The organism is Neobacillus sp. DZ-9 (assembly GCF_059587065.1).
The window spans coordinates 512,231-534,506 of the sequence record NZ_JCAIOL010000001.1; the positions used below are offsets into that span (position 1 = coordinate 512,231).

General features: G+C 42.4%; 23 protein-coding genes. 12 read left to right on the forward strand and 11 right to left on the reverse strand.

The window, feature by feature from the left end; all coding sequences use genetic code 11:
- The first annotated feature begins 7 nt into the window (after positions 1 to 7).
- Positions 8 to 1,285, forward strand: a complete 1,278-nt coding sequence (locus AC59HZ_RS02590) for a DNA polymerase IV (protein WP_496544328.1) — start codon at positions 8 to 10, stop codon at positions 1,283 to 1,285.
- Between the two features lie 43 nt (positions 1,286 to 1,328).
- Here AC59HZ_RS02590 and zwf read toward each other — a convergent pair whose 3' ends face one another.
- On the reverse strand, positions 1,329 to 2,810 hold the full coding sequence (zwf, locus tag AC59HZ_RS02595; protein ID WP_496544329.1) for a glucose-6-phosphate dehydrogenase: 1,482 nt from the start codon (positions 2,808 to 2,810) through the stop codon (positions 1,329 to 1,331).
- Between the two features lie 214 nt (positions 2,811 to 3,024).
- Between zwf and rnz the strand changes: the two genes are divergently transcribed.
- Positions 3,025 to 3,948, forward strand: a complete 924-nt coding sequence (gene rnz, locus AC59HZ_RS02600; RefSeq protein WP_496544330.1) for a ribonuclease Z — start codon at positions 3,025 to 3,027, stop codon at positions 3,946 to 3,948.
- Between the two features lie 46 nt (positions 3,949 to 3,994).
- Here rnz and namA read toward each other — a convergent pair whose 3' ends face one another.
- The 3 genes from namA to proC all read right to left on the reverse strand — a co-directional run bounded on the left by namA (position 3,995) and on the right by proC (position 7,150).
- Positions 3,995 to 5,014, reverse strand: coding sequence for an NADPH dehydrogenase NamA (gene namA / locus AC59HZ_RS02605; RefSeq protein ID WP_496544331.1), 1,020 nt, complete (start codon positions 5,012 to 5,014; stop codon positions 3,995 to 3,997).
- A 76-nt stretch (positions 5,015 to 5,090) separates the two neighbouring features.
- Positions 5,091 to 6,239 (reverse strand): glycosyltransferase family 2 protein, encoded by a 1,149-nt coding sequence (locus AC59HZ_RS02610; protein ID WP_496544332.1) that lies wholly within the window; start codon positions 6,237 to 6,239, stop codon positions 5,091 to 5,093.
- A 68-nt stretch (positions 6,240 to 6,307) separates the two neighbouring features.
- Positions 6,308 to 7,150 carry a pyrroline-5-carboxylate reductase gene (gene proC / locus AC59HZ_RS02615; RefSeq protein ID WP_496544333.1) on the reverse strand — a complete coding sequence of 281 codons (843 nt, stop codon included), beginning with the start codon at positions 7,148 to 7,150 and terminating at the stop codon, positions 6,308 to 6,310.
- Between the two features lie 438 nt (positions 7,151 to 7,588).
- Here proC and AC59HZ_RS02620 point away from each other — a divergent pair, with 438 nt between their 5' ends.
- The 3 genes from AC59HZ_RS02620 to AC59HZ_RS02630 all read left to right on the forward strand — a co-directional run bounded on the left by AC59HZ_RS02620 (position 7,589) and on the right by AC59HZ_RS02630 (position 12,639).
- Positions 7,589 to 8,557 carry an MBL fold metallo-hydrolase gene (locus tag AC59HZ_RS02620; protein WP_496544334.1) on the forward strand — a complete coding sequence of 323 codons (969 nt, stop codon included), beginning with the start codon at positions 7,589 to 7,591 and terminating at the stop codon, positions 8,555 to 8,557.
- 18 nt (positions 8,558 to 8,575) lie between these two features.
- Positions 8,576 to 9,373 carry an SDR family NAD(P)-dependent oxidoreductase gene (locus tag AC59HZ_RS02625; protein ID WP_496544335.1) on the forward strand — a complete coding sequence of 266 codons (798 nt, stop codon included), beginning with the start codon at positions 8,576 to 8,578 and terminating at the stop codon, positions 9,371 to 9,373.
- 98 nt (positions 9,374 to 9,471) lie between these two features.
- Entirely contained in the window at positions 9,472 to 12,639 is a 3,168-nt protein-coding gene (locus AC59HZ_RS02630) for a DEAD/DEAH box helicase (RefSeq protein WP_496544336.1), read from the forward strand.
- Between the two features lie 351 nt (positions 12,640 to 12,990).
- Here the strand turns inward: AC59HZ_RS02630 and AC59HZ_RS02635 are convergent, their stop codons facing one another.
- On the reverse strand, positions 12,991 to 13,182 hold the full coding sequence (locus AC59HZ_RS02635) for a YqzH family protein (protein ID WP_430062341.1): 192 nt from the start codon (positions 13,180 to 13,182) through the stop codon (positions 12,991 to 12,993).
- Between the two features lie 162 nt (positions 13,183 to 13,344).
- On the opposite strand from AC59HZ_RS02635, the gene AC59HZ_RS02640 reads away from it, so the two are divergent.
- Both AC59HZ_RS02640 and AC59HZ_RS02645 read left to right on the forward strand, forming a co-directional pair.
- Complete coding sequence (locus AC59HZ_RS02640; RefSeq protein ID WP_496544337.1) at positions 13,345 to 14,604, forward strand: Y-family DNA polymerase; 1,260 nt, start codon at positions 13,345 to 13,347, stop codon at positions 14,602 to 14,604.
- A 90-nt stretch (positions 14,605 to 14,694) separates the two neighbouring features.
- Positions 14,695 to 15,033, forward strand: a complete 339-nt coding sequence (locus AC59HZ_RS02645) for a YolD-like family protein (RefSeq protein WP_496544338.1) — start codon at positions 14,695 to 14,697, stop codon at positions 15,031 to 15,033.
- 37 nt (positions 15,034 to 15,070) lie between these two features.
- Here the strand turns inward: AC59HZ_RS02645 and AC59HZ_RS02650 are convergent, their stop codons facing one another.
- A complete protein-coding gene (locus AC59HZ_RS02650) occupies positions 15,071 to 15,277 on the reverse strand; it encodes a CDGSH iron-sulfur domain-containing protein (protein WP_496544339.1) in 207 nt (68 codons plus the stop codon).
- 65 nt (positions 15,278 to 15,342) lie between these two features.
- On the opposite strand from AC59HZ_RS02650, the gene AC59HZ_RS02655 reads away from it, so the two are divergent.
- Positions 15,343 to 15,675, forward strand: a complete 333-nt coding sequence (locus AC59HZ_RS02655) for an iron-sulfur cluster biosynthesis family protein (protein ID WP_496544340.1) — start codon at positions 15,343 to 15,345, stop codon at positions 15,673 to 15,675.
- A gap of 18 nt (positions 15,676 to 15,693) precedes the next feature.
- On the opposite strand, the gene AC59HZ_RS02660 is transcribed toward AC59HZ_RS02655, so the two are convergent.
- From AC59HZ_RS02660 to AC59HZ_RS02670, 3 genes are all read right to left on the reverse strand, one after another.
- Positions 15,694 to 16,614, reverse strand: a complete 921-nt coding sequence (locus tag AC59HZ_RS02660) for an alpha/beta hydrolase (protein ID WP_496544341.1) — start codon at positions 16,612 to 16,614, stop codon at positions 15,694 to 15,696.
- Positions 16,615 to 16,911: 297 nt separating this feature from the next.
- Positions 16,912 to 17,052: a hypothetical protein gene (locus AC59HZ_RS02665; protein WP_496544342.1), complete on the reverse strand. Its 141-nt coding sequence runs from the start codon at positions 17,050 to 17,052 to the stop codon at positions 16,912 to 16,914.
- Between the two features lie 69 nt (positions 17,053 to 17,121).
- Positions 17,122 to 18,027: a hydroxymethylglutaryl-CoA lyase gene (locus tag AC59HZ_RS02670; protein ID WP_496544343.1), complete on the reverse strand. Its 906-nt coding sequence runs from the start codon at positions 18,025 to 18,027 to the stop codon at positions 17,122 to 17,124.
- A 146-nt stretch (positions 18,028 to 18,173) separates the two neighbouring features.
- Between AC59HZ_RS02670 and AC59HZ_RS02675 the strand changes: the two genes are divergently transcribed.
- The 4 genes from AC59HZ_RS02675 (at position 18,174) to AC59HZ_RS02690 (ending at position 21,117) form a co-directional block, all read left to right on the forward strand.
- Positions 18,174 to 19,361 (forward strand): acetyl-CoA C-acetyltransferase, encoded by a 1,188-nt coding sequence (locus AC59HZ_RS02675; protein ID WP_496544344.1) that lies wholly within the window; start codon positions 18,174 to 18,176, stop codon positions 19,359 to 19,361.
- A 30-nt stretch (positions 19,362 to 19,391) separates the two neighbouring features.
- Entirely contained in the window at positions 19,392 to 20,081 is a 690-nt protein-coding gene (locus AC59HZ_RS02680; protein ID WP_496544345.1) for a CoA transferase subunit A, read from the forward strand.
- Between the two features lie 24 nt (positions 20,082 to 20,105).
- The gene (locus AC59HZ_RS02685; protein ID WP_496544346.1) at positions 20,106 to 20,774 is read left to right on the forward strand and encodes a 3-oxoacid CoA-transferase subunit B; all 669 of its coding nucleotides are present in this window, start codon (positions 20,106 to 20,108) and stop codon (positions 20,772 to 20,774) included.
- Between the two features lie 88 nt (positions 20,775 to 20,862).
- A complete protein-coding gene (locus AC59HZ_RS02690) occupies positions 20,863 to 21,117 on the forward strand; it encodes a YqkE family protein (RefSeq protein ID WP_496544347.1) in 255 nt (84 codons plus the stop codon).
- A 44-nt stretch (positions 21,118 to 21,161) separates the two neighbouring features.
- Here AC59HZ_RS02690 and AC59HZ_RS02695 read toward each other — a convergent pair whose 3' ends face one another.
- Positions 21,162 to 22,073: an aldo/keto reductase gene (locus tag AC59HZ_RS02695; RefSeq protein ID WP_496544348.1), complete on the reverse strand. Its 912-nt coding sequence runs from the start codon at positions 22,071 to 22,073 to the stop codon at positions 21,162 to 21,164.
- Between the two features lie 66 nt (positions 22,074 to 22,139).
- A complete protein-coding gene (gene mciZ, locus AC59HZ_RS02700; RefSeq protein ID WP_496544349.1) occupies positions 22,140 to 22,271 on the reverse strand; it encodes a Z-ring formation inhibitor MciZ in 132 nt (43 codons plus the stop codon).
- Positions 22,272 to 22,276 lie beyond the last annotated feature (5 nt).

Sequence of the window (22,276 nt, forward strand, 5' to 3'; positions counted from 1 at the left end):
TGTCGGCATGAAGGAAATGTATCCGAAGAATGGTCGTGTCATTTTACATGTTGATATGAATAGTTTTTACGCATCAGTTGAAATGGCGTATGACCCATCTCTTAAGGGAAAACCGCTAGCCATTGCCGGAAACGCGGAGGAAAGACGAGGAATCATCGTCACCTGCAGCTATGAAGCAAGGAAGTTCGGTGTGAAAACAACGATGCCGCTCTGGGAAGCCAAAAAGCTTTGTCCGCAGTTAATCGTAAAATCTCCTAATTTTGATCGTTACCGGGCTGCCTCTATGGGGATGTTTGACATCCTAAGGCATTACACAACACTTGTAGAACCTGTTTCGATTGATGAGGGGTACATGGATATAACAGAAAGCTTTCAATTTGGCAGTCCTATTGAAATAGCAGAAAACATCCAAAAAAGAATACTTGAGCAGCTGGATTTACCATGCAGTATCGGTATTGCTCCGAATAAATTTTTAGCAAAGATGGCATCAGATATGAAAAAGCCGCTAGGGATTACCATCCTTCGCAAGCGAGATATTCCAGCAGTGCTTTGGCCTTTAAACACAAACGAAATGCATGGAGTGGGCAATAAGACAGCGGAAAAACTTACGACTATTGGGATTCACACCATTGGTGATTTAGCAAAGGGAAATGAAATTCAATTAAAAACCCTTTTGGGAATAAATGGAGTCCGCATCAAAGAGCGGGCAAATGGAATTGATCAACGGCCGGTTGACCCTGAATCAATCGAGGAATTTAAAAGCATTGGCAATTCCACAACCCTGCCTCGAGACATCAGCAATCAGCAAGAGCTTTTTCATGTCCTTGAGTCGCTAGCTGAAACGGTTTCTATAAGGATAAAGCGAAAAAATGTTTTGGCTGCGACTTTGGGAATTACCATCCGTTATAAGGACCGCCGAACAATTACCAGAAGCAAAAAATTAGCGAACCCTATTAATCAAAAAGATGATATTGCAGCGTTTGCGAAACAGCTGTTTCTAAAATCTTGGAATGGTGATGCCATTCGTTTGTTGGGAATAACTGGTTTTGATTTAGTTGAACAGGACCAAGCTTTTAAACAGTTAGATTTATTTTCATACGAACATGATGCTAAAAAGGAACCGTTACTTAAAACTCTTTCCGGCCTCCGTGAAAAGTATGGGAAAAATATTATTGAGAATGCCGGAACTCATAACGTTGACACTAGTCTCAAAATCGGAACAGGCACAAGCTTTAATAAGGATTTTCTTCGTTCTTTTCCTCAGCAAAAAGAGGATGAAGAGTAAAAAGCTCCACATTGCCCATATAGAGCAAGTGGAGCTTTATTAATTATTTGCAAATATCCACTTCTAATTCTGTTACTGGCCACCAGAAGAAGCCGTCTTTTTCTAAAAGCGCATCTGCTGCATCAGGTCCCTTTGAACCTGATACATAATTTGGAAAATCTGCTTTTGTTTGCTGCCAAACAGCTGAAATTTTGTCTACAAAAGCCCAAGAATAGGCAACCTCATCCCAATGGGTGAAATTCGTGGCATCGCCGCGCATACAATCATAAAGCAGCTTTTCGTACCCTTCAGGCGTATTCATTGCATGAATACCGGTATTTGCAAAGCTTAATCTTACTTCTTGTGCATCTAAATGGCCACCTGCTTTTTTGGCATTTAGGTGCAGAGTGATTCCCTCTTCAGGCTGTATATGAATAACAAGGAGATTTGGGTTCAGCATTTTTTCGGTTTGGTAATATAAATTCATTGGAATATCTTTAAATTGAATGACGATTTTGGTCGATTTAACCTTGAGTCTTTTTCCAGTTCGAATATAAAAAGGAACGCCGGCCCAGCGGAAATTATCAATCATCACTTTTCCAGCCACATAGGTTTCGGTATTGGATTCTTTATCAACCATAGGTTCATCACGGTATTTTGGAACCGGCTTTTCATCCATTTCGCCCTCGCCATATTGCCCGCGTACGAAATACTCATTTACTTCATCACCTTCGACTGCTCGGAGTGCACGAAACACCCTGACTTTTTCAGACCGAATTTCATCTGTTGTCAGCCTGATTGGCGGCTCCATCGCCAGTAATGCCACCATTTGCATCATATGGTTTTGGAGCATATCTCTAAGGGCGCCGCTAGACTCATAATAGCGGCCGCGTTCTTCCACACCAAGTGTTTCGCTGGAAGTAATTTGGATATTGGAGATGTATCGATTATTCCAAAGGGGTTCAAAAATGGCATTGGCAAATCGAATGACTTCGATATTCCGCACCATTTCTTTTCCTAAATAGTGATCGATCCGGTACACTTCTTTTTCCGAAAAAGCGGTTCGAATTTGGTTGTTTAATTCTTTTGCGGATTCTAAATCATGTCCGAATGGTTTTTCAATGACAAGGCGCTTATAGCCCGATACATCTGTAAGTCCATCGGATTTTAAATGCAAGGCGATTGGACCGAAAAATTCCGGTGCCATGGCTAAGTAAAAAATGCGGTTTCCTTCCAGTTTATAGTGTTCATCAATTTGGTCGGCAAAGGTTTTTAAGGAGGCGTAGGAATTTGAATCAGATACATCATGTGCTTGATAATAAAAATGCGAGATGAATTCATCAATATTTTCATTGTTTCCAATTGCCGATACTACGGATTCCTTCACAGATGCCTGAAAATCATCCTTAGGCATAGGTCTCCTGGCAACGCCAATTACCGCAAATTTATGAAATTTCCCTTTATTGTATAACCGGTAAAGAGAAGGGAAAAGCTTCCTTTTCGCTAAATCACCAGTTGCTCCAAAAATCATGATTAAAGAAGTCATGTTTTCTTCCACGTTAAAAGCCCTCATTTCTAAAGTTTGATGCTTATGTAGTTTATACTTAACAAGTATTTAATTTAGCGCTTATGATTAGGTTTCGCAAATATAATGATTTGCATGTATCAAATTACTAAGACAAAACAGGTAGAGAAGCAATCTGCAGCAGTTTATGCTATAGTATTTGGAAGTATGTTCGGTATAGAGAGGAGATTAGAATTTGGACATTTTTTTCTTAGGAACCGGCGCAGGAATGCCCGCAAAGCTTCGCAATGTCACGTCCATTGCCCTTAAATTATTGGAGGAGCGGGGTGCAGTGTGGTTATTCGATGCCGGTGAAGCAACGCAGCATCAAATCCTGCATACATCGATTAAACCTCGGAGAATTGAAAAAATCTTCATAACCCATCTTCATGGGGATCATATATACGGTCTTCCAGGCCTGTTATCGAGCCGATCTTTTCAGGGCGGGGATACCGAAGTAACAGTATTTGGACCCAAAGGGATAAAAGAGTTTATTCATGTTAGTCTATCCTTAAGTCAAACCTATTTAAAGTATTCGTTGTCCGTCATTGAAATCTCCGAGGGCATTATTTTTGAAGATGATCAGTTTTCCGTCGAAGCTCGTTTGCTCGATCACGGAATACCTTCCTATGGGTATCGGATTGTCGAAAAGGACAGGCCCGGTACGTTGCTTGCCGATAAGTTAATTGAAGCAGGTGTTCAGCCAGGTCCTATTTTTAGAAAGATTAAGAATGGTGAAGCAATAACTCTTGATGATGGCAGAATCATTGAGCCGCATCAGTTTCTTGGTCCTGAACAAAAGGGGAGAATCGTTACCATTTTAGGAGATACTCGATTTTGCGAAAATGCCATTGTTTTAGCAAAAAATGCTGACCTTTTAATCCATGAAGCAACGTTTGCAAAAGGAGAAGAACAGCTGGCATCCGATTACTTTCATTCCACAACCCATCAAGCTGCAGAAATTGCCAGAGAGGCAGGATGTAAGGAGTTGTGCCTGACCCATATCAGTTCACGTTATGATCGAAATGCCTGGAAAGAATTAGTTGACGAAGCCAAAGAAATCTTTCCAAATACGGACATATCTGAGGATTTTAAAGAAATTAATATTTCTCTTAAATAAATAAAAAGGCACTTACCCAGATATCTGGTAAGTGCTTTGTAGTTTATTAGATCCAGCCGCGCTCGTATTGTTTTGGTCCTTCAATGCTGACACCAAGTTCTTTCGCTGCGGTTCTTGGCCAGTATGGATCCCTTAATAATTCACGTGCTAAAAAGACTAATTCGGCCCGTTCGTTTTGTAAAATTTCCTCCGCCTGAATCCCGGAAGTGATTAAGCCAACTGCACCGGTAGGGATGTCAGCACCATTCATAATCGCCTCTGCATATTTAACCTGATAGCCCGGATAAACATTAATGGGTGCCGGAACCACTGCACCAGAGCTTACGTCAATTAAATCGACACCCTGTTCTTTCATCCACTGAGAGAAGGTTATGTAATCTTCCGGTTTTAAGCCGTCATCATGGTAATCATGAGCGGAAACACGCACAAAAAGGGGCCCCTCCCAAACTGCTTTGATGGCATCAATGACTTCTTGCAAGAATCGGTAGCGATTTTCAGCTGATCCTCCGTATTCATCGGTTCTTTTGTTGGAAAGAGGTGAAAGGAATTCGTTTATCAAATATCCATGCGCTCCGTGAATCTCAATTACATCAAAGCCAGCCTCGGCAGCCCGCTCGGCACCCTTCTTAAAAGCTTCCACGGTTTCTTCAATTTCGGATTTTGTCATTTCCTTTGGTGTTTTCATTTTATCATTGAAAGCGAGCGCGGAAGGGGCAAAAATTTCTCCTTCTAACATCGCTTTTCGACCTGCGTGTGCTAGCTGAATGCCCATTTTGGCCCCGTGTTCTTTACCAAGCTTAACTAGTTCTTGGAATCCTGCAATATGGTCATCATTCCAGATGCCTAAATCCTGTGTTGAAATCCGTCCCTGAGGTGTTACTGCTGTTGCTTCTACAATAATGAGGCCGACCTGGCCAACTGCCCTGCTTGTGTAATGCGTGCGATGCCAGTTTTGAATATGCCCATCCTCATTATGACTGGAATACATGCACATTGGCGCCATGACAATTCTGTTTTTGAATGTCACACCCTTAATTGTATAAGGAGTAAATAATTTAGCTGTCATGTTAAGGAGCCTCCTTCAACTATTTTTTTACAATCTTAGTATAGCAAAAGGCTCCAAGATAATTAAAAATTCTGCTTCAGTCGTTATCTCTAAGCTCGCTTAATCGGTAGGTGGTGCCTCTCCAGACTATTCCTCCACGTTTAAACGTAAGGATACTTGCTCTAATAATTGAATAAATAAACAGCAAGGCCGTAATCGGAAATACTGCAAAAAGAAAAGGGGAGAATCGCGTCATTTTCTTCACGATCATCCAATACAGAATTCCACTCGCCGCAATATTTCCTAAACTGAGCAGGGCAATGGTTTTATTTTTCGAAAAAACTGTCACAAAGGGGAGCACATGAGTGACAAAAACTCCAAATATCGAGAAAAGCACCATGCTGATTCGATAATTTAGTCCTGCAAATGTATTTTTTTCAAGACCCACAAATGCCTCTTTTAAGCTGCCATACCATTCGACTTCAATTAATTTGAGCGCGGTGGCAATCCTTTGCCGGTATCCTGCTTTTTTCATTTTCATCCCCAGCTGCAAATCATCATCCGGCCGCATTTTCACTTTTTCATGCGTACCAAACTCTTCATAGGCCGCTTTTGATACGAGGTTAAACGCCCCAATTCCCGTACCGATTTTCGACTTTGGGTTATTTGCAGACCATGGCCGCTTAAAATAGGAGAAGCCAAATAGGAAGAAGGCGACAAAGGTTTTCAGCCAAAAATTGTTTGCGTTCAAATTTGGTGCCGCTGTTAAATGATCCAGCTGGTGTTTTTCAAAATAATGGAGGGCCTTTGCGAATGCTTCTTTTTCATACTTTACATCCGCATCTGTAAATAATAGCCATTTGCCTGAGGCCCCCAGAGAACCTTGATATAAAGCATGATTTTTCCCAAGCCAGCCCCCAGGCAAGTTCTTAATGTGGAGAACTTTTATTCGCGAGTCAAGTCCCATTAATTCGTTCATGATTTTTCCGGTATGATCACTTGAACGGTCATTGACAAGAATCCATTCCACATTTCTATAGGTTTGCCTCAGTTGACTGATGATGCTTGATCTTATTTGTGTCTCTTCATTACGGGCTGCCACAATTACCGACAATAATGGCCCATTTTCTAAGCTTTCTTCGCATTCAAGCGTATCTAAATTTTTAAAACCAAAATGGGCATCTATGAGAAAAACAATCCAAACCATTATGCCCAAAGAGAATAAAACGGTAAGTATGGTGTCCATATCTTCAGCCCTCTATAATCAATGTTATACTATTAGTTTAAGAGAACTATGGATTACGATACAACTTTTTAATTTGTTTTTCCTACCTTAAGCTGTGAACAGAGGGCATCTCCCATTTTCCTTGATTGGGCAGTGGCTGCTTTAATACAGGAAATGAATGCCTCTTGAACCCCGTTTTCCTCCAGAATCCGAATACCGGCTTCCGTTGTACCGCCTGGACTTGTCACTTCTTTCCGAAGCTGCGTCGAGGTTTTACTGGAGTTTTTAACCATCTCTGCCGCTCCTATTAACGTTTGCACAATTAATTCACTTGCCATTTCCTTTTCTAATCCAACCTCTACGGCACTTTTTTCCATTGCCTCAATCAGGTAATAAATATAGGCTGGGCCGCTGCCGGACAAACCTGTTACAGCATCGAGCTGTTCTTCGGCAACAAAGGCTGCAAGCCCGACTGTTCCAAACAGCTTTTTAGTAGTTTCTAGCTGCTCGGTGGTGACACGCTTATTAACTGCGATGGCGGTCGCCGATTTTCCTACTGCCGCAGACGTATTAGGCATGGACCTAGCGATGGAAAGGGATTTATTTGCTAGAGTCTCAATTGTATTCATCGAAACCCCTGCTAGAACAGAAACAACCAGCATTTGCTCGGTTAAATGCCCGCGAATATAGTCGATTGCCGATGCCGCATCCTTTGGTTTCATTGCTAACATCACAATGTCCGCCCCATCAAAAAGTACATTCAAATCATACGTTCCCCGGACACCATATCGCTCTTTTAGTTTATTTAATCGTTCCTGATTAGAATTATTTGTTACCCATATATTTTTTCTATCAATTAAACCTTTTTCGAGAATGCCGGAAATAAAGGCTTCAGCCATCGAACCTGCGCCAACAATTGCGATTTTTTTCATGATTATCCCTCCTTAATGTTTGCGAAAAAAACAAAAAGACCCTTCATCCACAAAGGACGAAAGGTCTATCTTCCGCGGTACCACCTTCATTTACCCAAGTTGGAACAATACACAACAAGGGTTCACTCGACTCCGTTAACGCCGGACATACGTTAGGTTTTCCTAAATGCTCATAAGGTAGGTTCAATGATTAAGAGGGCGGTGAAGCCTTTCAGCCTTCGAGCTTCACTCTCTTTTGCCATTTCTCATTTACTGGCCTTACTCATCGCTTCGAACAAATGAAATTTTAATAGTGATTATGCAAGAAAAATAGCCTGTCTGTCAAGAAATAAATTTAAAGAATTTTTTATTTTTTCTAAAAAATTATGTAAATATAATGACATTGGAAAAAATAATCGTTACACTTTAAATTAACCATTATGTTAAGGGGTTTTGAAAATGACTGAATGGAAAGATGGAATTGCCAAGATTACGTTGCCGACTCCTTTTGCTGTTGGCGATGTTAATGTTTATTTGATTAGGGGGGAACGTTTAACGCTCGTTGATACGGGCGCGAAAACGGAAGAATCGTGGAATTCCCTGACAGAACAAATGGCTGAATTAGATTTAAGCCCGAATGATATCGAGCAGGTAGTGCTTACTCATCATCACCCCGATCATGCCGGGATGCTCGATTTTTTTCCCAATTCGTTAGAGGTGTATGGACACCCGCTTAATGAAAGATGGATTCATCCAAATGAAGCTTTTTTTCAAGAACAAGAATATTTTTTCCTAGAGCATTTTAAGGCGTTCGGATTACCGGAGGAATATTTTACGATACTTCCAAAACTAAGAAAGACGATGAAGTATATGTGTAATCGGTCGCTTACCGGACATCTCTTGGAGGGCATGAGACCTCTGGGACTACACGATTGGAAGGTAATCGAAACCCCTGGACATGCACAAAGTCAAATTGCGCTTTTTAGGGAAAAGGACGGAGTTTTGATTGGCGGGGATTTAATACTTGCTCATATTTCACCTAATCCATTACTTGAGCCGCCGGCGCCTGGAGAAGAAGAGAGGCCTAAGCCGCAGCTTCAGCATAACGATTCGATGAAAAAACTGCTTCACTATCCGATTCATTGTGTCTATACCGGTCATGGTGATGAAGTCTATCAGTTAGCTGAACTAATTGAAAAAAGGCTAACCCGCCAGCATGAGCGTGCGATGACGGTGAAAACTTGGCTTAAGGAAGAGGAACTTACTGTATTTCAAATCTGCCAGCGGCTGTTTCCATCTGTCTATCAACGTGAATTGATGTTGACGATTTCGGAAACGGTTGCTCAGCTTGACTATTTAGCCTCTATCGGGGAGATTATTAGTAGAGCTGGTCAGCCTGTGGTATATCAAGCAAATCCACGGGATTAACTCTGATGGGGTGTATAAATGGTTAGGGAACAGTTAAAAGGTAAAAATATTGTCATTACTGGTGCATCTGGAGGAATCGGAGCAGAAATCGCCAAACTTTGCGCGGCAAGCGGCGCTAATCTAGTCCTCCTTGCACGAAGCATTGATAAGCTTGAAAAGCTGCAGGCAGTATTGCAGCAAAATTATCAAGTAAGAGTAGATGTTTTTCAGCTTGATGTGTCTGATACTAATCAAGTTCAAAGCGTTTTTAAGCAGATTTTTGCTGAAATAGGACAAATAGACATACTTGTGAATAATGCAGGCTTTGGGGTTTTCCGTGAAGCGCATGAAGCCCCAATAGATGAAATTAAGGAAATGTTTGAAGTAAATGTCGTAGGGCTGATGGCCTGTACCAACATGGTGCTGCCGCAAATGCGCGAGCGGCGCTTTGGGCATATTATTAATATTGCTTCACAAGCTGGAAAAATTGCCACTCCGAAATCGAGTGTCTATTCTGCCACTAAGCATGCTGTTCTTGGCTACACCAATGCTCTTAGAATGGAGCTCTCCGACTATAATGTTCAGGTAACCTCTGTGAATCCGGGGCCGATTGCCACTAATTTTTTTAACATTGCCGATGAAAAGGGCACTTATGTTAAAAATGTTCAGCGGTATATGCTTCAGCCAGAGTATGTGGCAAATAAGGTCGTTGAAAGCATGCTGACGAAAACGAGGGAGATCAATCTGCCGCGCTGGATGAACCTGGGAAGTGTCGTCTATGTTCTATTTCCACGGTTGTTTGAGCGACTGGGAAAACGAATGCTCAGTTCTAAGTAAGGGAAAAGCTGCCTGGTCAAGGCGGCTTTTTGTATGGGAGCAGTTCTATAAAAATGTTATAATGGGTAATCTAAATGACCTCAGGAAGGAGTCCCCTATTGAATATAAGATTGCATCCAAAAATGATTAAAGAATTGTGCGGGACTGTCTCCTTCAAAAGAGGCGAGGCTTTTTACCGTTCCAATAAAGTAACCATTGAAAATTACGGTCCTGACCGATGTGAAGCATTAGTATCCGGAACAGAGGATTTCCATGTTGTGATTGAAAGGGAAAACAATGGTGGTTTTCGAACAAAGTGCACGTGTCCTGTGTTGACTTCCTTTCAAAAGGATTGTCAGCATATTGCTGCAGTATTGCTAGTCATATACGAGCATCAACGTAAAGGAACCACTCCCTTTCGAGAGGGTTCTTCAAACAGGGGGGAGAATCTAGCAGAGGGGGTGCTGAACCTCTTCAACAACCAGCCCATACGCTCTAGCGGGCATCAACTCCATTTTGAAAATAGAACCGTGCTTAAAGTCGAACTTACCTGTAAACCAATTTTGATTGATGAACAGTACACTCTCGGAATGCAGATAAAGATTGAATCAGCAAATGTACAAAACATCCGGGACTTTCTTAGCGCCGTTGATCAGGGGCGACCATTTAAGCTTTCTAGCCTATTCTGTTATGAACCTTACCTGCATTGCTTTCAACATGAAACTGATTCCGTGATTAAGCAACTAATACAAGTGATTCAAGATAATAAGCATACAGGCGAACAAGAACTGCTTCCGATTCCGCCTTCTTCCTGGAAGCAGCTGCAGCCATTGCTTTCGAAGGCACCATTGGTGAAGCTTAAATACAATGGAAATATCTATGATAGTTTAGTTGTTACGGACGAGCTGCCTCCGTTAAAGTTTGAATTTAGCGAGACGGATGGCAATGGCTATTGTTTAAAGGTTAAAGGATTATCTAATATGATTATCTTAGATTCTTACGGGTCTGTTTTATCGGCAGGGAAAATCGTTACGATGAAAACGGAGGACTGCCAGCGTTTGTCCGATCTTAAACAACTGCTAGATGCCTCAGGAACGAATCAAATTTCCATCCCTCAAGTACAAATCAAGTATTTTTTAGAAAAAGTAGTCCCTGGCTTAAAAAAAATAGGTTATGTCCAGCTTTCTGATGCACTGGCAAAAGAGTATATGAAAACGCCTCTGATTGCCAAATTGTACTTGGATCGGGTGAAAAATCGCCTGCTAGCCGGGCTGGAGTTTCATTACGATAATGTTGTAATCAATCCTTTGGAGAGGCCGGATATTTATGCTGGTTCTAGAGTAATTCGTGATGAGGATAAGGAGAGCCTGATTCTGCAGCTTATGGAGGAGAGTTCATTTGTTAAAACTGAAGGCGGTTATTACCTTCACAATGAAGAATTAGAATATGAATTTCTCTACCATACTGTCCCGAAGCTCCAAAAGCTAGCACAAATTTATGCTACAACAGCTGTACGAAACAGGATTTTTAGAGAGAATCCCCGCCCGAGCTTGAGGGTAAGGGTGAAAAAAGAACGAACAAATTGGCTCGAATTTAAATTTGAACTAGGAATTCCTGAGCAGCAAATTAAAGAAGTTCTAACGGCCCTAGAGGAAAAGCGGAAATTTTATCGGCTTCGGAATGGTGCGCTGTTGTCGTTAGAGACACGGGAGTTTAAGGAAATCCAACGGTTTTTAACGGAAATACCAGCAGAGAAGAAGAATCTTGAAGATAGCTTCGAGCTATCGATTATGCAGGGACTGCCGCTGCTTGATTCGGTTGATGACAGTCAGGTGTTCATTGCGGAAGAATCCTTTCGTCAATTCCTTGAAAGTCTCCGCAATGCCGGCAGCTTAGAGTTTGCAGTGCCATCCAGTTTAGATTCGATTTTACGGGACTATCAAAAACGCGGTTACAAGTGGATGAAAACACTTGCCCATTACGGATTTGGCGGAATTCTAGCTGATGATATGGGCCTTGGAAAAACATTGCAAAGCATTACGTTTATTTTATCAGAGCTTGAGAACATCCGTGCAAAAAAGCAGCCGGTTTTAATTGTCTGTCCTTCCTCTTTACTGTATAACTGGCTGAGTGAAATGATGAAATTTGCTTCAGAAATTCAAGCTGTTGTCGTGGATGGCAATCAAGCTGAGAGGCATCGTATCCTGAAGGAAGCTTTGCAAATGGACGTGGTTATCACTTCGTATCCTTTGCTGCGTCGGGATCTCAAGTGGTACGAGAACCAAGATTTCCACACTGTCTTTTTTGATGAAGCACAAGCCTTTAAGAACCCACTGACCCAAACGGCACGGGCGGTAAAAAGGCTTAAGGCGGATTATCGATTTGCCTTGACCGGAACACCGGTAGAAAATTCTCTCGAAGAACTTTGGTCTATTTTTCATGTCGTCTTTCCTGAACTATTTCGTGGCTTAAAGGAATTCTCAAACCTATCAAGGAAAAAGATTTCTCGTAGAGTCCGGCCATTCTTATTGCGAAGGATGAAGGAAGACGTCGTTTCCGAGCTTCCGGAAAAATTAGAGTTTACGGAATCAGCAGAACTTCTTCCAGATCAAAAGAAGCTGTATGCCGCGTATTTGGCTAAGCTGCGAGAGGATACACTTAAACATTTGGACAAGGAAACCATCCGGAAGAACCGGATAAAAATCCTAGCAGGTTTAACGCGCTTGCGGCAGATTTGCTGCCATCCGGCTTTGTTTGTGGACGGATACAAAGGCAGTTCTGCTAAATTTGAAATGCTGATGAGGCTTATTGAGGAATCCAGGCTTTCAGGAAGGAGGGTGTTGATTTTCTCGCAGTTTACAAAAATGCTTGATCTTATAGGGAGAAATTTAGCGGTTAAGGACCTTCCTTTTTTCTATCTTGATGGCGCGACCCCGTCTGAAGAACGCTTGGAAATCTGCAATCGATTTAATGAAGGGGAACGCGATTTCTTCCTTATTTCGCTTAAGGCTGGCGGTACAGGACTTAATTTGACGGGAGCGGACACGGTCATTTTGTATGACATTTGGTGGAATCCGGCGGTCGAGGAGCAGGCCGCAGACCGGGCCCATCGCATCGGCCAGAAAAATGTTGTCCAGGTCATCAAGCTTGTTTCCCGAGGCACCATCGAAGAGAAAATCAGCGAACTGCAGGACAAAAAAAGACAGCTGATTGAAGAAATCATTGACTCCGAGGAGCAGGGCAAATCCGTTTTAACCGAGGAGGATATACAAGAAATATTATCTTAACATAATTTATGGGGAATTCTTGCATGTTTTTCTATGGGGCAATTTGCATGGAATTCCTGTTGCTTTTGTCCCATAGAGCTTTTCTATGGGGCAATTTGCATGGAATTCCTGTTGGTTTTGTCCCATAGAGCTTTTCTATGGGGCAATTTGCATGGGGTTCCTGCTGGTTTTGTCCGATAGAGCCCTTCTATGGGACAAATTGCATGGAATTCCCGCTGGTTTTGTCCCATAGAGCCCTTCTATGGGACAGTTTGCATGGGGTTCCTGCTGGTTTTGTCCCATAGAGCTTTTCTATGGGACAGTTTGCATGGGATTTCCGCTGGTTTTGTCCCATAGGGCTCTTCTATAGAATCATCCTGTTAAAAATTCATACACCATATCATTTACTACCTCATATAAATCCGCACTCGGTTCTTCGTCTTTTGTTTGAAGAATCCGATTCACAAGTACCTCCAAATCTTTCTCATCAACAGGCATCGAATCCGCCTCATAATACTGTTTAAAACAATTCTTGATCATTTTAACGACTAATTTTTTCTCCATAAAAACGCACCTCAACGTTATTATACTGTTTTGCCGCTTAATCTCCATCTAAAAAAACAGGCAAAAAATTTCCATTGAATGAGAACGTATATTCGCTTATCATAATAAATATAATAATAAAGAACAAATGTTCCACTTTTGAAAAACTGTGAGGGGAAAGCCATGGTGGATTATAGCACACTGCCGCAAAATAAAATTCTATGTGTGGACATGAAGAGCTTTTATGCAAGCTGTTCGGCTGTTATGAGAGGTCTTGACCCATTGAATTGCTATTTAGCGGTGGCTGGCAACTTGGATCGGCAGGGAAGTGTCGTACTTGCTGCTTCCCCGCGCCTCAAAAAAGAATTTGGCATTAAAACAGGTTCGCGGCTATTCGAGATTCCAAAAGACCCAAGAATTCAAATTGTTGAGCCAAGGATGGCAACGTACTTACGTGTTTCAACTGAAATTTCCCGTGTCTTTAACCGCTACGTTCCAAAAGAAGCCATCCATACGTACAGCGTCGATGAAAGCTTTATTAAAGTCGATGGCGCGGTTCACTTATGGGGGAATGCTCGGACGATTGCCGAAAAAATAAAGGACGATATTGAACGGGAATTTCAGCTGCCGTGCGCCGTCGGCATTGGCCCGAACATGCTCATGTCAAAGCTTTGTCTGGATCTGGACGCAAAGAAAAAAGGAGTGGCTGAGTGGACGTATGAAGATGTAAAGACAAAGCTTTGGAACGTATCCCCGCTTAGGGAAATGTGGGGAATTGGCCGGCGTGTCGAAAAGACATTAAACGGAATGGGGATTTTTACGGTTGGCCAGCTGGCCCGCTATGATTTAGAAAAGCTGGAAAAGAAGTTCGGCATTATGGGAAACCAGCTTTATCATCATGCCTGGGGAGTGGATCTTTCTGAGCCAGGAGCCCCAATCATCCAGGGGCAAATCAGCTTTGGAAAAAGCCAAATTCTTTTAAGGGATTATAAAGAGGAAAAGGAAATCAAGGCCGTTATTTTAGAAATGTGCGAGGAAGTGGCCCGGAGAACAAGAACGCGCCGTAAAGCAGGGAGGACCATTAGTCTCAGCATCGGTTACAGCCAAGATGAATTTGGCGGCGGCTTTCATCGTTCCCGAACGATTCAGCAGCCAACGAATGAGACGATGGAGCTTTACCGCGTCTGCCTTGAATTGTTTCATGAAAATTATACAGGCAAGACGGTAAGGCAAATTGCGATTGCCCTCGGAAATATTGTTGAAGACTGCGAGCTTCAGCTTGATCTTTTTGACTTGGGTGCCTATAAGAGGCGGGAGCTTGGCTATGTAGTGGATGCAGTCCGCCGCCGCTTCGGTTCGGGCTCGCTGCTGCGCGCTGTTTCCTATACAGCAGCTGGAACTGCAAAGCACAGGGCAACACTAGTGGGCGGGCATAAAATGTAATTAGAAAAGCGGAAGCGCCTAGGCGCTGGAGCTAGACAGTTATCAAATTTAAGGCGAATTCTGAGTGAATAAGAAAGAAGGTAGAGGCGTATGGCGATTCGCGACCGCGGCAGAATCAAATGGACGTCGATGATGCTTCCTGAGCATGTGAAATTGCTCCGGGATTGGGTAAAAGAAGATGAATACGAACAGAAAAGAGAAATGGATGAGCAGCAGCTCGAGCTCATGAATGAGACCTTGTCTGAAGCAATTGAATTTGATCAATATATTACAATTACGCATTACCATAACCGGAATTATGAAATTGTGATTGGCAAAATTCATTACTGGGACGAAATGGCTCAAAGGCTTCATGTAGTAGACCGTTTTGAAGAAGTGCACCGGATTCCCATAGATGCGATTGCCGATATAAGGCTGACGGACGCATAAAAAGCGCGGCTTCTATCATGAAGCCGCGCTTTTTAAACTATTCACCTTGAGGAACCCGGACTTGTGATTCGAAATTTCCTTTATGCGAGCCATCGCAAAAAGGTTTGTTTTTTGATAAGCCGCAGCGGCAGAGAGAAAAAGATGGTTTAGTAGTATAAACATTGCCTTCCCCATCAAGTAATTCCACATCACCGGTGATTCTTAGAGATCCGTTATCATTTACTTTGATTTGAACTTTGGACAAAGACTGACACTCCTTTAAAAACATATGATACAATCATCATATGCCTAATGAGGGAGGGTTTAAACGTGGAAATTATAATTACAGCAGAAGCGGCAGAAAAAATTAATGAAAGAACCGCAAACCGCGAAGGCTATTTAAAATTAAAATATGATACAGATGGCTGCGGCTGCGCCGTAAACGGTGTAATTGCCTTATGGTATGTTACCGAATTAGAAAATACCGACATCGCGATTGAAACAAACGATAGAACGGTTTATGTAGAAAAATCCAAAATGGTCTTCTTTGATGAACAAATGAAAATTGATTTTTCCAAGGCAACTAATTGCTTTCAATTAAAAAGCCCAGGGCAAATCCTGAACGGACATATGAGCCTAATACTGAAAGAAAAAACAGACTGATCCAATGGACAGTCTGTTTTAATTAAGCAAAGGCTGATGAACATATTTTTGTAGAAATTCATCAATCACCCGTTCGTAATCAGCGGGATTTTCGTTAAAGGATTGGGCATGGCGCCCGTTGGCTGCAAGATAGAGCATCTTCGGCCCTTTCTTTTGTTCAAATAGTTCTTTCGTCATGGTAGGAAGAATAAAATCATCCTTTTGGCTGTGAATGAACAAAACGGGATGTTTGATGTTCTCAATGACCGAAATCGGAGAAACATTCCGAATGGAATATTTATCACGTAACCTTAAAAGAGCGTCACCGATCGGCAGCAAGAGTCCGGGGATAAGTTTAAAATCTTTTTTAATCAGGTAGGCAAGCTGTTCTTTAAAATCAGAAAAGGGACAGTCGGCAATATAAAAATCAGCGCCATCCTCTAAAAGCCCTGCATATAACAGCATTGTCGCTGCCCCCATCGATTCCCCGTGAATTCCAAGTTCAAGATTGGGCCCTTTTTCATTTTTTAGCCAGTCAACAACTGTTTTTAAATCAAATTTTTCATAGTGGCCAAAGCTGGTTGTTTTCCCGCCGGATTCCCCGTGGCGGCGATGGTCATAAATCAAGGCATTGAACCCGCGCTCAAGGAAAAGGTTTGCATATTTAATCGAATTAATTTTCGTTTCGGTAACACCATGCGTAATAACGATATAGCGGTTGGTCTCGTGGGGTTCAACCAAAAGGGCTTTAATGGTGTAGCCGAAAGGAGAAGGTATATCCACTTCCCGTTGTGGAAGGGAATTAAATTCATCAGGCTTATACCTGCCTGCATCCTTTTCCCGCTTTAAGATAAAATCCTCGTCCTTTTTTTTCATATACATGATACGGTTTGTAAAATATAACGCGAGAGATAACCAGAAAAAAAGTAAAATGAACAAAGCTCGAAATGCCTTTTTCAAAAGCGGCACCTCCCGAAATGTTTAATATAACATATGAAAAAAATAAACTTCATGCGCCCATAAATTTTAACATGAAAAAAGCCGCTGATACCAATTTAGCGGCTTAAGCTCATAACACAAATTACATGACATCGCACTTTGAGAAATGTCCGGCTCCAGCGCCAGGGGCTCGCAGGTCTACAGTCAATCCGGCGAAAAGGGTAAAAAGCAACCTTTCCGCCGGCTCGTCTTATGCTTGTCGCCCCTAGGAAAAAATGAACTACTTTTTTCCCTGGACAAGGCGCTTCCGCTTTTCTATTATGACTCTGCATTTTGTCGCTTCGTTGGATGAATCGCTTTGTTCATCTCTTCAGCGGCCATCGTCCGTGTGCCGCTACCGCTTGTTTCTGCATAGTCTTTGCCCTTTTGGCTGTTTCCCTTGTCACGTTTTTGGCTCATAAATAAATCTCCCTTCAAGGTAGTTTCATCTAATAAGATGCATAGATAGAAGGGTGATTATTCACAAATCTAAATGGTTTGAGCATGTAATCGATAATATCCGCTATCGATGGACCTTGAAAGATGAGGACGGACGATTTCAATCGCATCCACAAGCTTTTCGAGATTAACACCTGTTTTAATTCCCATCCGCTCAAGCATGTAAACTACGTCCTCCGTTGCCGCATTTCCGCTGGCTCCAGGCGCGAAAGGACAGCCGCCAAGCCCGCCGGCGGAGGAATCAAATCGGTCAATTCCTGCTTGAAGGGAAGCTAAAATATTGGCAAGGGCAAGTTTCCGGGTGTCATGAAAGTGGGCTGTTAAAAGAACCCCAGGGAATACTGCTTTTAGTTGAGAAAACAAAGAGTATGCTTCATCCGGGGCCGCCATCCCAATCGTATCGGCCACGCTTAATTCATCGACACCAGCCTCTACAAAATCACGGCAAAGCGCCAATGTGTCACTCTCATTTATTTTCCCTTCATAAGGACAATAAAAGGAGGTAGAAATACAGGCGCGTACAAAATAATTCTTTTCTTTTAATTCATGGATGATAGGTTTTAACTCTTCCATACTATCCTTCGTTGTTTTATTAATATTTTTTAGATTAAAAGTGTTGCTCACCCCAACAAACACCGCAACCGCTTTACAATCGGTGGAATAAACCCGGTCAATCCCTTTTCGATTCGGGGCAAGGACAATATTTCTTGTCCTATCATCGAGGCAATCAGTGACAATTTCAGCAGCATCGCCCATTTGCGGCACCCATTTTGGCGAAACAAACGAAGTCAACTCCATTTCCTGAAGCCCAGCATTCCTTAAAGCGGCAATAAATTGTTTTTTTATTTCAGTCGGAACGAATAACTTCTCATTCTGGAGACCATCGCGCGGACCAACCTCAATAATGGTCACTTTTTTAGGTAAATTAAGCATCATTTTTCCCCTCCCATTTTCATACTCTCATTGTAGTGTCGGTATTTTTGAAAAATCAAGAAAAAATGAAATTTTGACAAAATTAGAGGAATTTCCGTGTTAAACTAGAAGTAGTTAAAAGTAAAAAAGGTTGAAGGAGAGAGAAAGTAATGAGCCAAACCGAAGTGGTCATCGTCAGTGCGGTCCGAACTGCACTCGGAAATTTTAATGGAAGTTTAAAAAATATATCCGCACCGGAGCTGGGAGCGACTGTAATTAAAGGGGCACTCAAGCAGGCAGGAGTAAAGCCAGAACAAGTAGATGAGGTCATTATGGGAAATGTCCTCCAGGCAGGACTGGGGCAAAACCCGGCAAGGCAGGCTGCTATTCAAGCGGGCATTCCTGAAAGCGTTTCCTCGATGACAATTAATAAAGTTTGCGGTTCCGGACTTAAGGCTGTTCATCTTGCGACGCAAGCCATTTTGGCTGGTGACGCTGAAATTGTAGTAGCTGGCGGAATGGAAAATATGAGCCAGGCTCCGTACCTGTTAAAAAATGCCCGCGACGGCTTTAAAATGGGCGACCAAAAATTAGTGGATACATTAACTTCTGATGGTCTTACATGTGTGTTTAACGACTATCATATGGGGATTACAGCAGAAAACCTTGCTAGCAAATATTCGATCACAAGAGAAGAGCAGGACGAATTTTCGGCATGGAGTCAGGACAAAGCTGTGAAGGCGATTGAAGCAGGGAAGTTTAAAGGTGAAATCGTTCCTGTTGTCATCCCGCAGCGTAAAGGAGAGCCAATTGTTTTTGCGGTGGATGAATATCCGAAAAAAGGAACCACGGCAGAAAAATTAGCAGGTTTGAGAACAGCGTTTAAAAAGGATGGCACGGTAACGGCAGGAAATGCTTCAGGAATTAATGATGGTGCGGCTGCTGTAGTGGTCATGAGTAAGAAAAAGGCGGAAGAACTAGGTCTTGAACCGCTAGTAACAATCAAAGCAAATGCCAGTGCCGGTGTAGACCCAAGCATAATGGGGATTGGTCCGGTACCTTCCGTAAGAAAAGCGTTGGAAAAGGCATCTGTTTCGATGGAAGAGATTGAATTAATCGAAGCAAATGAAGCCTTTGCGGCACAATCACTGGCTGTAGACCGTGAGCTTCAGTTTAATAAAGAAATTCTCAATGTAAATGGAGGCGCCATTGCTCTCGGCCACCCTATCGGAGCAAGCGGGGCAAGAATTCTGGTTACCTTAATCCACGAAATGAAAAAGAGACAGGCGCGCGTAGGATTGGCTACTCTTTGTATTGGCGGCGGGCAAGGGGTCGCAACGATTGTTGAGCTTGCATAAAACGTTCATTAAAAGGGGGAGAGAACGAAAATGAAGAAAATTTGTACATCCTTCCAGGAAGCAGTTGCCGATATTCATGATGGAGCGACGCTGATGGTAGGTGGATTTGGTTTGTGCGGGATACCAGAAAACCTGATTTTAGCGTTAGCAGAAAAAGGCGTAAAGGATTTAACTGTTATTTCTAATAACTGCGGAATCGATGAGTGGGGGCTCGGCCTCCTATTAAATAATAAGCAAATTATAAAAATGATCGGCTCCTATGTAGGTGAAAATAAAGAGTTTGAGAGACAGGTTTTGACAGGGGAGCTGGAAGTGGAATTGACACCGCAAGGCACATTAGCGGAAAAAATTAGAGCTGGCGGCGCCGGTATTCCAGCGTTTTATACTCCTGCCGGGGTAGGAACACCGATTGCTGAAGGAAAAGAAACGAAAATTTTTAATGGTCGGGAGTACCTTCTAGAAGAAGCGCTGACAGCTGATTTTAGCTTGGTGAGAGCATGGAAGGGCGACAAGATGGGCAATCTCGTTTACCACAAAACAGCTCGAAACTTTAATCCAATGATTGCGGCTGCTGGAAGAGTAACGATTGCTGAAGTAGAAACACTCTATGAAATCGGCGAATTGGATCCGAATTTTATTCATACTCCAAGCATCTATGTGCAAGCGGTTATCGAAGGAACCCAAGAGAAGCGAATTGAGCGATTAACAGTAAGTAAATAGAGTTGGTAGAAGGGAGTAGTGTAAATGGCGAATGAGAAAGTCTCTGTCAGAGAGAGAATTGCGATTAGGGCAGAGAAGGAAATTGAAAACGGCTTTTATGTAAACCTCGGAATAGGCATGCCAACCCTCGTTGCCAATTATATAACTGACAATAAACAGGTTGTCTTGCAATCGGAAAATGGACTGCTTGGCATTGGCCCCTATCCGAATGAAAATGAGGTTGATCCGGATTTAATCAATGCGGGGAAAGAAACGGTTACAGCTATCAGCGGTGCAGCCTATTTTGACAGTGCTGAATCATTTGCAATGATTCGCGGCGGACATGTGAACCTGGCAATCCTCGGCGGAATGGAAGTTTCCGAAACCGGCGATCTTGCAAACTGGATGATTCCAGGAAAAATGATTAAAGGAATGGGCGGGGCGATGGACCTTGTTCACGGCGCCCAGAAAATTATAGTTATCATGGAGCACGTCAATAAAAAAGGTGAGTCAAAAATTCTAAAACAATGCACTCTTCCATTAACAGGGAAAGGAGTCGTCAACCGGATTATCACAGAGCGTGCGGTTATGGATGTCACCGCTTCCGGATTGAGGCTTGTGGAAGTAGCAAAAGGATTTACCGTAGAGGAAGTCGTGAATTCGACGGAAGCGGCTCTACAAGTCGATGGAAGCGTTAAAGTAGAAGCATATTAAAGAAAAGTTTAAGCAGGCTGTGTTGTCAAACAGCCTGCTTTTTTCATGATATAATAAAAGGAATAATTGAATTTTGGAGGTGTTTAGAATGAAAAAGAATACGAAACAAAAAAATCAATCTAAACCAAAAACAGATGACAAGCCTGTAACGCTTAAAGATATGATTAACCCGGACTTAATTAAGCAGTTAAAAGATCAGCAGGATCAATTGAAAGCGGAAGAAGAGAGAAAAAAACAAGAGGAAGAAGCAAGAAAACGGGAAGAACGCAGATTAAAAGAGAAGAATAAATCCTTTGAAGAGTTATTGAACGAAAGCGGGATGAACTGGAAGGAGTTTAAATAATTATCTAATGCAAGCAAAGTAAAAAGGAGAGCAACTGCTCTCCTTTAACAATGTTCTTTATAAATACTATATTTAGTTAATTCTTTGATTAGTGCAACCTCTTTATCCGTTAATGGCTGGCATCTTACCGTCTTGGCATTGCTCCTAATTTGTTCCGGGCTGCTTGCACCAGCAACAACAGATGCAACGGCAGAGTTTGCTAGATTGTATTGCAGCGCCACTTCTACAAACGAGCGGCCAGCTCCCACTTTTTCTTTTAATAAGTCAAGCGTCTCTCTTAACTCTTCGTTGGAATAATCCAAATATCCTTTTCCAGATGCTTTTTCCAGCAGCTTATCGCTAAGAAGCCCCTTTGCGAGCGGTCCCCGGGTAACAGCACTAATGCCATTTTCATGAAGCAGCGGTAATGCCTCTTCTTCAGGCCTGCGGTCTAATATGCTGTACTGCATCATGACAGAAACCATCCCAGATTTCCTCACATATTCGCGAATCACATTCGGCCGAATCGATGAGATACCATAATAGCGAATCAAGCCTTCTGCTTTTAATTCCTCAAACGCTTCAATCGTTTCGTCAATTGAGTCCTCAATTGTTCCGCCATGCAATTGATAAAGATCAATATAGTCTGTTCCCAGCCGTTTCAGACTGCTTTTCACTGCTTCTTTTATATAGGCTTTGGAAGGGTCCCACGACCAGCCACTTAGATCCTCCTTCCAGCGATTCCCGACTTTAGTCGCAATAATCACCTGTTCCCGGACATCCTTTAACGCCCTTCCGACGATTTTCTCATTTTTACCGAAATCATATAAATCAGCCGTATCGAAATAGTTGATTCCTTCTTCAAGTGCAGCTTCGATGATTTTTCTCGAAGATAGCTCATCTGTTCCGATGGACATACAGCCAAGCCCTAACTCGGTAACAAACAAATCGGAGCCACCTAATCTTCTCTTTTTCAAAAAAACACCCCGTTCTTTTTTCTATCATTTTACAAAAAGAACAGGGCAGACTACAAACAGCAGAACTCATTTTTGCGTTATATTTTGAACCCACTCCGAAACGAAAGTATAATCCTTGTTGTATTCCTTAAGCTTTTGGAGGATCTCCCAGCTCTTTCCAACAAGGATAATTCCCTTTTCGTGCACGACGACCTTCATCAATA

Coding starts and splice junctions, on each gene's coding strand:
- namA (WP_496544331.1), bottom strand. CDS start 5,014: ATGACAGCTAAATTATTTACTCCTTATACAATTAAGGGTGTGACATTC.
- AC59HZ_RS02685 (WP_496544346.1), top strand. CDS start 20,106: ATGGCGAATGAGAAAGTCTCTGTCAGAGAGAGAATTGCGATTAGGGCA.
- AC59HZ_RS02680 (WP_496544345.1), top strand. CDS start 19,392: ATGAAGAAAATTTGTACATCCTTCCAGGAAGCAGTTGCCGATATTCAT.
- AC59HZ_RS02670 (WP_496544343.1), bottom strand. CDS start 18,027: ATGATGCTTAATTTACCTAAAAAAGTGACCATTATTGAGGTTGGTCCG.
- AC59HZ_RS02610 (WP_496544332.1), bottom strand. CDS start 6,239: ATGGACACCATACTTACCGTTTTATTCTCTTTGGGCATAATGGTTTGG.
- AC59HZ_RS02675 (WP_496544344.1), top strand. CDS start 18,174: ATGAGCCAAACCGAAGTGGTCATCGTCAGTGCGGTCCGAACTGCACTC.
- mciZ (WP_496544349.1), bottom strand. CDS start 22,271: ATGAAGGTCGTCGTGCACGAAAAGGGAATTATCCTTGTTGGAAAGAGC.
- AC59HZ_RS02620 (WP_496544334.1), top strand. CDS start 7,589: ATGACTGAATGGAAAGATGGAATTGCCAAGATTACGTTGCCGACTCCT.
- AC59HZ_RS02640 (WP_496544337.1), top strand. CDS start 13,345: ATGGTGGATTATAGCACACTGCCGCAAAATAAAATTCTATGTGTGGAC.
- AC59HZ_RS02590 (WP_496544328.1), top strand. CDS start 8: ATGAAGGAAATGTATCCGAAGAATGGTCGTGTCATTTTACATGTTGAT.
- AC59HZ_RS02690 (WP_496544347.1), top strand. CDS start 20,863: ATGAAAAAGAATACGAAACAAAAAAATCAATCTAAACCAAAAACAGAT.
- proC (WP_496544333.1), bottom strand. CDS start 7,150: ATGAAAAAAATCGCAATTGTTGGCGCAGGTTCGATGGCTGAAGCCTTT.
- AC59HZ_RS02625 (WP_496544335.1), top strand. CDS start 8,576: ATGGTTAGGGAACAGTTAAAAGGTAAAAATATTGTCATTACTGGTGCA.
- AC59HZ_RS02665 (WP_496544342.1), bottom strand. CDS start 17,052: ATGAGCCAAAAACGTGACAAGGGAAACAGCCAAAAGGGCAAAGACTAT.
- zwf (WP_496544329.1), bottom strand. CDS start 2,810: ATGACTTCTTTAATCATGATTTTTGGAGCAACTGGTGATTTAGCGAAA.
- AC59HZ_RS02645 (WP_496544338.1), top strand. CDS start 14,695: ATGGCGATTCGCGACCGCGGCAGAATCAAATGGACGTCGATGATGCTT.
- AC59HZ_RS02635 (WP_430062341.1), bottom strand. CDS start 13,182: ATGGAGAAAAAATTAGTCGTTAAAATGATCAAGAATTGTTTTAAACAG.